This window comes from Pedobacter chitinilyticus, from assembly GCF_003313385.1.
Lineage (GTDB): Bacteria > Bacteroidota > Bacteroidia > Sphingobacteriales > Sphingobacteriaceae > Pedobacter > Pedobacter chitinilyticus.
Genome location: NZ_QMHN01000005.1, coordinates 263629 through 271083, shown reverse-complemented (window position 1 = coordinate 271083; position 7455 = coordinate 263629). Strand labels below are relative to the sequence as shown.

At 39.8% G+C, this 7455-nt stretch carries 4 protein-coding genes and 1 pseudogene; all 5 read right to left on the bottom strand.

The annotated features are described in order from the left end of the window. A pseudogene (locus tag DUT70_RS16020) lies at window positions 1–1944 on the bottom strand (SprB repeat-containing protein); the annotation flags it as partial. A 118-nt stretch (window positions 1945–2062) separates the two neighbouring features. Beyond that, complete coding sequence (locus tag DUT70_RS16015; RefSeq protein WP_113648367.1) at window positions 2063–2671, bottom strand: Crp/Fnr family transcriptional regulator; 609 nt, start codon at window positions 2669–2671, stop codon at window positions 2063–2065. Between the two features lie 382 nt (window positions 2672–3053). Beyond that, on the bottom strand, window positions 3054–3653 hold the full coding sequence (locus DUT70_RS16010; RefSeq protein WP_113648366.1) for a Crp/Fnr family transcriptional regulator: 600 nt from the start codon (window positions 3651–3653) through the stop codon (window positions 3054–3056). 227 nt (window positions 3654–3880) lie between these two features. Then, entirely contained in the window at window positions 3881–5422 is a 1542-nt protein-coding gene (locus tag DUT70_RS16005) for a S8 family peptidase (RefSeq protein WP_113648365.1), read from the bottom strand. A 618-nt stretch (window positions 5423–6040) separates the two neighbouring features. After that, window positions 6041–7450, bottom strand: coding sequence for a TolC family protein (locus tag DUT70_RS15995; protein ID WP_113648363.1), 1410 nt, complete (start codon window positions 7448–7450; stop codon window positions 6041–6043). Window positions 7451–7455 lie beyond the last annotated feature (5 nt).

Here is a 7455-nt window from a genome sequence, read left to right as displayed (position 1 = left end):
TTGTTTAGAGCATGCATTGGCATCGGTTACGGTACAAGTATAAGTACCAGCCGCCAAACCGGTAGCCGTTGCAGCCGTACCTCCTGATGGAGACCATGAATAGGTGTAACCAGGCACACCTCCAGATACTGCTACAGTAGCAGAGCCATTAGTACCTCCGTTACAAGCAATATTTGTTTGCGAAGATGAAGTAACTACCAATGCTGGTGGTTGGTTAATAGTGAAGTTACGAGTAGCTTGACAAGAGTTGGCATCAGTAATCGTCACCGTATAAGTACCAGCAGATAGACCTGTAGCCGTTGAAGCAGTACCTCCTGATGGAGACCATAAATAAGTATATGGACCAGTTCCTCCTGTTACGTTAACACTGGCGATACCATTTGAACCTCCATTACAGGCTAGATCTGTTCTGCTGGTTGTAATAGACATTGCAGTAGGCTGTGTAATGGTATAACCACGAATCATGGTACACGAATTTGCATCGGTAACAGTAACCGTATAGTTTCCTACCGACAAACCTGTAGCCGTAGCGTTGGTACCTCCTGATGGTGACCATAAGTAAGTATATGGACCAACACCTCCAGAAGGAACAATTGTAGCAGTTCCATTAGCACCACCGTTACAGCTTACGTTCGTTTTAGAGGTAACTGCCGACATCGCTGTTGGCTGTGTAATGGTAACGCTACGAGTAATGAAAGTCCCCTCGTTATCGGTAATGGTACAGGTGTAAATACCAACAGGTAAACCTGTAGCCGTAGCATTAGTACCTCCCGATGGAGCCCATGAATAGGTATAAGGGATTTTTCCGCCAGTAGCCACAACAGTAGCCGTACCATTACTACCACCATTACACGACACGGTGGTAAAAGATGCAGTTGCCGCTAAAGCTGCGGTTGTGGTAAAGGAAAGATTTGTTCCATAAGCAGTTCCAGCTGAATTGATTGCGTATGCTCTAAAATTAATAGTGGTACCAGCTGGTAGCGAAGACACTACAGCACTGAAAACTCCAGTACCCGACCCAATAGTTACTTTATTATCTGAAGTTGTTGGATTTTGACCTAAAGCCCAAACGATACCTCTTTCATTTACAGTTGCACCACCGTCGGCAGTTACATTACCGCCCAAGATCGCTTTTACAGCACCAGTACCAGTGGCAGCCGTAGTGCTTAGCGTAGGTTTTGCCGCGTCCGTAGTTACATTAGGTGTAGCATAGTTTGCAGGTAAAATCCCTAAAGATGCAGTCCCATCATGGACCCAGTTGGCAGGATTGTTAATCGCCGCTCTTAAAGCCGAAGCTGAACCCGTTAATGTTCCAGTATACTTACTATTAGCAACTTCTGGTCCAGGATCAGGAAAAAGGGATACACAGTTCACACCATTAGTCAGTCCTTCAGGAACAATACTTTCCGCTGTTCCACTATTATTGCTGGCATTCCACGTTGTAATTGGATCGTAATTAGTACTGTTGTAGTCACCGTGAACGGCCGCTATAAAAATAGGATTAGCAGGTTTAACACCTGAGGTACTTTGGTAGGCCAAAATCTGATCACCTCCCAATAAGTTAAAATTAGAATTTAAAGCTATGGTTACCCCACTAGTACCACTTACCGTAAAAACATCAGCAGCAGTTTCTCTGATCGTAATAATTGTCCCAATTGGCACGTCAGTGGGAATTATCCATTGCAGATGAACTTCCGTACTTCCAGCCCAGCCAGTTGCTGTCCAGCCCTGTTCAGAAAAATAAATGGTTTCACCAGCAGGTAGTTTTTTGAGGGCAATAAATGAGAAGCCGTCAACCGTACCAAAGTCATAGCCAATAAAGGCAATGTCTCCAGCAGCGAGCGTCTGGGCTCGCAGCTTACTCATTCCAATCCCAATAAAAGCACAGCATATAATTAATACTGTCCAAATTTTCTTTTGAAAAGAGTTGTTAAAATAGATCATGATACATTGTTTTTTTTTGTAGTACAAAAAAACGTCATCATGTTGTTCTTTAAACTCTTCGAAGGAATATGCTATTGACAAAAATCAATAGCTGTTTTGTACAACTCACAACAAAGCGCTATTCGGTAAAGACCGTACATTTGGCAATTTTTGTGCGTACTCTACTCAATGTTTCCTCAGAGACACTTAAAAATGAAGCAATCAGTCTTAGTGGAATTCGCTCTATCAAATGCGGGTAGGTCTTTAAAAACCTTAAGTATTTAGACTCCGCAGTGGGAATTCTCGCAATGAAAGCCCTTTCTTCTGCCGCGGCATAAGATCGCTCGATCAATACCCTGCCGATATAATTAATTTCAAAATAATTATCATAGAGATAGGTCAGCATCTCTTTATTAATCACCACAAGCTCACAGTCTTCTATTGCTTCTATGTATTCTTCGGTAATACCCTGCCCATCAATACTACGAATACGCCCAATAAGCACAGGCTCGACTTCCAGCCATGTGGTAATCTTTTTATTTTCTATCTTGGTAAATCCCCTAACGGCACCCTTCACCAAAAAATACATACAATCTTCCTTATCAAGAGGGCTAATTAAATATTTACCTTTTTTAATTTCAATCTTAGTGACCTTTTCAGAGAGATAGGTCACTAAATGTTCTTTTAAAGGATATATTTGGTTTAAGTAGCTGAAAAAAACGGTAACTGGCATAAAATATTTGAGCATTAAAAAAGTTGATGCAAAGCATTTTCTAAAGCAATGTTACTTGCTCCTCAAATAAGATGGATCAAAATCATCTCGCCAGCTTTCGATTAGGGTAAAATAATCTCTACCCTAGGGGTACGAAAGCTTCAGAGTAATTAACACAAAATTCCTACATGAGGAGAAATGAACTCACAACAAAAGTTTATTCATATTAGCCTATTGAAATTATTTTATTGATAAAAGTAACAGCTTGAGATTCTCGTTTGAGGCAAGTAAATGAGCAACCGCTATCACAACAATAGTTCATAACAAGTGGATTTTATAGCAAAAAACGCCAATATTGATGGGATCTAGGTAAAGAAAAAAAATAAAATATTGACGAATATCAATGCCTTTAAGTTATTCATCTTACTATCAACTCATTGCCATCATTAGTTATTTTGGATCTGATTCTGCTGAGTGTTTCTACCGAAAGACCTAAGAAAAAAGCGATATATTTTAAGGAAACCCTATTAACTAAATCTGGATAAACAGACAAAAACCGCTTATATTTTGCTTCTGCTGTAGGCAAACGACCAATGAGCGCTCTTTCCTCCGCTGCCATGTATAATTTTTGGGCAAGCAGCCTGCCGATATAGTTGATCTCAAAATATTGGAAGTAAAGCTCTTTTAAAAATGCGCTGTTAATTTTAACGACCTCACAATATTCCAAAGCTTCTATATATTCTTCAACCATTTCGTGCTGATCATTTTGCCTAATACGTCCCACTAGGTTATTTTCAATGGTAAGCCAAGTGGTGATTTTCTTTTGCCCAATTTTGGTGAAACCCCTTACAGCACCACGAACTAAAAAGAACACATGGTCTTCCTTATCCAAAGGACTGATCAAAAATTTACCTTTGTTGAAAGATACCGTAGAGATTTTCCCCAAAAGATAATTTTCCAAAGAACCTTTTATTGGATGTAACTGATTTAAAAATCTAAAGAAAGTGGCAACGGGCATAACGAGATGAGATTAAACATTAATGCACCATAAGTATGCACCAATCAATATTCGTTACACTAGGAAAAGAATAAATTTTAAATCGCCTTACAGGCTCACGTATTTCATAAGTAAAAACAGCACGTCACTGCAAGGAACAAATAAAAAAAACGCAGATTGAAATTCAATCTACGCTTTATCAATTGGCAATTCGTACTTCTACTTTTGCCTTTTAACTTTTTACTTAACTAGTAAGTTGCCGCTAATTTTAACGCATTATAAGCATTCACAACACCACCAGTAACCGAAATATCTTTCAAGGCATCTGCTTTCTCCACAGAGTTCATGATGATTTCCTTTACTTGCTTAGCCGATAATTTTGGATAGTAAGACCGGATTAATGCCGCCAAACCAGCTACCACTGGCGCAGCCATACTCGTACCATTGTTATCTTGATATTTTTGATCTGGATAAGTAGAGTAAATACCGAAGCCAGGTGCAAAAACATCTACGGTAGTTTTTCCGTAGTTAGAAAAACTAGCTTTAAGTCTACGGTCGTTATAAGGAGTCGATGCACCAACAGTAATCCAGTTCTCTGCTAAAGTACCATCCTCATATTTGTTCGTAGGGAAATTAGTCTCCACATCAAGGTTTTTATTATCGTTACCTGCTGCATGTACTAACAATACATCTTTGCTTACGGCATACTTCACCGCATCGTCCACAACTTTTTTATCTTGAGAGTAGGCCTTACCAAAGCTCATGTTCAAAACCTTAGCACCATTATCCACCGCATAACGGATCGCATTAGCAACATCTTTATCACGCTCATCTCCATTTGGCACATTACGTACCGCCATCAATAATACATTATCCGCAACACCATTAATACCGATGGTATTTTTTCTATCAGCACCAACAATACCCGCTACGTGTGTACCGTGCGATGGATCTGGACCTTTAGAATCGGTATTACCATAAATACGTTGATTGCTATTGTTCTCCTCATCACCAACAATATTACGTGGATCAAAAGTCAAGTTGTAATTGTAGTTAACTTGATCGTAAAAATGCTCGTAACCAGCTTTTACCCTAGTTTCGTAAAAAGTCTTATAATCCGTATTTACCAACGCTCTAAGCAAAGCATTTTTAGCAGTACTTTCAGCCTGTCCTTCAGGAGTAAAGTTCTTTACATCTTCCAAAGTAGGATTTTCTTTACCTAGTTTTTTAGCGATAGCCTCTACCCCATTTTTTAAACCAGTATACCCCGCAAGGTTAGCTTTACCCTCTGCCAAGCCCTTATCGAACTCTTTTTTCATGGCTAAATAAGCCTCAAAAGCAGGTCTATCTTTAGCCGTTACATTTTCTTCGGTTACGTTAGCAAAACGAGCAGCATCACGACGAATTAAACGAGTAAGCTCTAAAGTCTCTTGGTTAATGTTGCCATTTTTTCCACCTAAAAAGCTCCAACCGTTAACGTCATCGATGTAACCATTTTTGTCATCATCTTTACCATTACCAGCCTTCTCTTTTTTGTTCACCCACATTACAGATTTCAAATCTTCGTGAACCCCATCAACGCCGCTATCTAAAATACCAACAATTACAGTAGTCGATTTTTTACCCTTTAAAAGTTCGTTGTATGCTTTTTCGGTACTGATTCCAAAAACACTATCCGCTTTAAGATCTAAATTGTACCAGTTTTTCTTTTGCGATTGAGCAGACGCAATAAAAGGACCCGTTGCCAATAACGCTAAGGCAACCAATCTTTTAATTTGGTTTGTATTCATTTGTGTTAATAATAAGTTTTAGAATTTAAAAACGGCAAGATAGCTTGTTTTATTATCATTATCAATGCTGCAGCCTATATACACCTCGTTTATGGACCAAAACTGACAAACACATACCAAATACTTATAACAACTATTCTATTTTCGAAAAGCAATTTCCGTAGCACATCTTATCGGTAGTCGGGCTTTACGTTACAATCTTTTTGCTTCAACTTAGGCTACCAAACTTAACAAAGAAAGTGCTTCCCTATAGATTCTTCGGAGCACCCAGGCAATGAGAAGCAAAAAGGATTTCCACTTCAATCCCGTTTAGCTAACTCAAAGCTGCAAAATAACTTACAGCAAAAAAATCTCTCCCTAACCCTTCTCCCTTTAAAAGGAGAGGGGATTGGTAGTACTAACCGTTATTAAATTGCCTCCATTCATCTCCACTACTACCTTTCCTAAGCAATTCTCTCTCCCTAAAAGGGAGAGATCCCGATTTATCGGGAGAGAGGGTAAAATGAGCGCCTGCGAGTATGGAATGAGCGATCACAAAAAAAGCAGCGACCTTACAGGCCGCTGCTTTAAAAACCAACATTTAACGAAACTAATCCTTAATTGTTGTCACACTAGGTTTTATTGCCAGCCTCCACCCAAGGCCCTATACAACTCAACACTAGCATTAAGCTGCGCTGTCTTCAAGCTCGCTAAATCAAGCTCGCCCTGCAACAGATTAGATTGCGCAGTAATCACTTCTAAATAATTGGCCATACCGCTTTTGAACAGTAAGTCCGCATTTTGCACTGCCGATTTCAACGTACGTACCCTGTTTCGGGCAATGCTAAATTCCTTTTTTAGGTTTTCTAATTTAGATTGTTCGTTTGACACCTCAACCACTGCTTGAATCACCACTTGTCTAAACAACAATACCGATTTCTCTCTTTCCACTTTCGCCAATTCAAATTGTGTTTTTAGTTCCCTTCTATTGAAAATAGGTTGGGTAATCCCTCCACCAACAATGCCGAACAACGAAGCGGGAACATTAAACCAATTGCTGGCCTTAAAAGAGTTAAGTCCCGCACTGGCCGAAATGGTTAAACTTGGATATAAACTCGCATTAGCTACACCAACTTTGGCATTGGCGATTTTCAAACCAAGCTCAACACTTTTAACATCTGGTCTAATGCCCAACATGATGGATGGAATACCCACAGCCAATTGTGCTGGAATTTCCAATTGTGCTAAGGTTTCCGAACGTTCTATCGCCGTTGGAAATCTACCCGTCAATTCGCTCAAAGCATTTTCCTGAATGCTGATTTCCTGAGTAATTTGCGGAATAAGCTGACTAGCTCTAAGCAACTGCGCTTCCGTTTGTTGTACAGCCAATGATGTTACTTGACCTACTTCAAACTGTTTGCTCACCATTTTCAAAGTGCTATCACTAAGCGCTAAGTTCCTTTTCGCAATATTTAACTGCTCGTCCAACAATAACAAACGGTAAAAACTGGTGGCAACCGTTGCCACGATACGCGTTTGAACGGCTTTCTTTGCCTCTTCGCTTTGCAAATAAGTCGCATATGAAGCTTCTTTTTGCTTACTGATCTTTCCCCAAATATCCGCCTCCCAGCTTAATGCCAAGTTGGCATTATAATCTTCAACATGGGTAGTTTTCAAAAACTGCGAAGTACTCAATCCGTTCAAACTGTTATCAGAAGGCCGGTTTGAATTGGCGGTTACCTGCAAATTTAACTGAGGAAGATTCCCCATTCTCGCACGCTTTAACAACAAGTTAGCCGCATCTATATTTTTAATGGCGATCTGTAAATCGATATTTCGCGCAATAGCGCTATCAATCAATTGCTGGATTGTTTTGGTCGCAAAAAAATCCTTTACCAAAATATTTCCGATACTGGTCGTATCTGCCTGGGCTATCCCCCTATATTTTGAAGGGGTATCCTGTACCGGATTAATCACATTTCGTGGGATGCTACAGCCGTAGCTTCCCAGAATTAAAGTGATCAAAAAACTATATATGAATGTTCTCATGATTT

What these genes read in the sequence shown, in the direction of transcription:
- DUT70_RS16010 (WP_113648366.1), bottom strand. Translation starts at nt 3,653, where the DNA reads ATGCCCGTTGCCACTTTCTTTAGATTTTTAAATCAGTTACATCCAATA.
- DUT70_RS16005 (WP_113648365.1), bottom strand. Translation starts at nt 5,422, where the DNA reads ATGAATACAAACCAAATTAAAAGATTGGTTGCCTTAGCGTTATTGGCA.
- DUT70_RS15995 (WP_113648363.1), bottom strand. Translation starts at nt 7,450, where the DNA reads ATGAGAACATTCATATATAGTTTTTTGATCACTTTAATTCTGGGAAGC.
- DUT70_RS16015 (WP_113648367.1), bottom strand. Translation starts at nt 2,671, where the DNA reads ATGCTCAAATATTTTATGCCAGTTACCGTTTTTTTCAGCTACTTAAAC.